The 377-nt window shown below is 61.8% G+C and carries 1 protein-coding gene; it reads right to left on the bottom strand.

From position 1 onward, the window contains the following. The coding region (locus tag DEO48_RS09055) for a carbon starvation CstA family protein (RefSeq protein WP_309136802.1) at positions 1 to 377 on the bottom strand (377 nt) is incomplete at both ends.

Genomic DNA, 377 nt, shown 5'->3' with positions numbered 1-377 from the left:
CCAGCAGCAGCCATACCGGCAGCACCGCCGCCACAAAGCCGTAGCCCACCAGCATCCAGGTCAGCTGGACGCCGGTAAAGTCGAAGAACGGCGCCCAGGTAGGGCTTTCCGCCACCCAGCCGCCGGAGATAATGGCGAACACCAGGAACACCAGGCCAATTACCGACACCTCACCAATGCGGCCGGGGCGCAGGTAGCGAATATAGATCCCCATAAACAGCGCCAGCGGAATCGTGAAGGCAACGGTATAGGTCCCCCACGGGCTGTGGGTCAGCGCTTTCACCACGATCATCGCCAGCACCGCGAGGATGATCACCATGATCATAAAGGTCGCCACCAGCGCAATCACCCCGGCGGTTGCCCCCATCTCCTCTTTC

The organism is Enterobacter sp. CGMCC 5087, from assembly GCF_003144775.1.
GTDB classification, from domain to species: domain Bacteria; phylum Pseudomonadota; class Gammaproteobacteria; order Enterobacterales; family Enterobacteriaceae; genus Enterobacter; species Enterobacter cloacae_M.
Note: the sequence above shows the minus strand (reverse complement) of the source record. Positions and strands in the feature narration are given on the sequence as shown.